Source organism: Microbispora sp. NPDC049633, from assembly GCF_040675265.1.
Classification (GTDB): Bacteria; Actinomycetota; Actinomycetes; order Streptosporangiales; family Streptosporangiaceae; genus Microbispora; species Microbispora maris.
In genome coordinates this window covers 1-1221 of sequence record NZ_JBFAOO010000428.1, presented here as the reverse complement: position 1 = coordinate 1221, position 1221 = coordinate 1, and the positions used below count along the sequence as shown (strand labels likewise).

The 1221-nt window shown below is 75.5% G+C and carries 1 protein-coding gene and 3 pseudogenes; all 4 read right to left on the bottom strand.

Annotated features, from left to right (window positions below):
• A pseudogene (locus AB0J39_RS39640) lies at positions 1-291 on the bottom strand (urease subunit alpha); the annotation flags it as partial.
• Between the two features lie 65 nt (positions 292-356).
• A pseudogene (locus AB0J39_RS39635) lies at positions 357-641 on the bottom strand (urease subunit beta); the annotation flags it as partial.
• A 102-nt stretch (positions 642-743) separates the two neighbouring features.
• A pseudogene (locus AB0J39_RS39630) lies at positions 744-919 on the bottom strand (urease subunit gamma); the annotation flags it as partial.
• A gap of 120 nt (positions 920-1039) precedes the next feature.
• Positions 1040-1221 (bottom strand): hypothetical protein (locus AB0J39_RS39625; RefSeq protein WP_363474370.1); only part of this gene is annotated, 182 nt, incomplete at its 5' end.

The window sequence follows — 1221 nt, the reverse complement described above, 5'->3', positions numbered from 1 at the left end:
GCCCACCGCCGCGATCCGCCCGGCGCGGATGCCGATCGACACCTTGCGCACGCCCAGCACCGCGTCGATGACGACGACGTTGCTGATCACCACGTCGCAGGTCTCGCGGACCGGCGCGGCCTTGAGGTGCAGGCCGTCGCGGGCCGTCTTGCCGAAGCCCGCGAGGAACTCCTCGCCGGGCCGCTGCGCGTCGCCCTCGACCTCGACCACGAGACCGGAGTCGCCGAGCCGGACGCGGTCGCCCGCCCGCGGGCCGTGCGCGGCCACGTATCCCCGTCCCCGGTCGCTCACGGCGTCTCCGTCAGGTAGCCGCACGCCCGGGCCTTCGCGAGGGCGGCCTCCCTGGCGCCGGGCGCGTCCAGCGGGCCGTCGACCAGCCCCGCGAACCCGATCGCCACGCGGGCGCCGCCGATCGGCGCCGGCTCGACCTCCCGGGTCGTTCCCGGGTCGAAGCGTACGGACGACCCGGCGGGTACGGCCAGGCGCGTGCCGTACGCCGCGGCCCGGCCGAACGCCAGGCGCGGGTTGACCTCGAAGAAGTGGAAGTGCGAGGTCACCGAGATCGGCACGGGCGCGGTGTTGCGCACCCGCAGCCGTACGGAGGCGGCGGGCGGGTCGTAGCCGTCGCCGGGCCCGAGCACGACCGCTCCGGGAGCGTCGTCGCCGAGAGATCCGCCGCCGAAGGGGTCGGTGACCACCGCGAGCCGGGTGCCGTCGTCGAAGACGGCCTCCACCTGCACCTCGGTGACGACGTCGGGCACCCCCGGCAGCACGTCGCCGGGGCCGAGCACCTCCCGGGCGGCCCGGATCGCCTCGGCCAGCCGCCTGCCGGGGCCGCCTCGCAGACCGTGTCGGCGATGATCGCGGTCGCCTCGGGGACGTTCAGCCGCAGGCCTCGGGCGCGGCGGGCGCGGGCCAGCTCGGCCGTGGTGAAGATCAGCAGCCGGTCCCGTTCCGAGGGGGGTCAGGCGCACCGGAGTCCACTCGTCGGAGCCCCTCAGCGGAGGTGGCTAATGGTGATATATCCCCCCATGGAGGGTCAAGTTACCGCAGAGCCGGGGGTCCGCGCGTCCCCACCGGTGACCTGGTCGAGCAGCTCCAGCAGGTGGTGGTAGGTCTCGCCGGTGGCGCGGCTCATGCCGATCTCGCACGTGCGGTTGACCGACGCGTGCGCGGCGAAACCGCCCTCGGCCACGGAGGCGGCCTCGGCGCGGGTGGCGG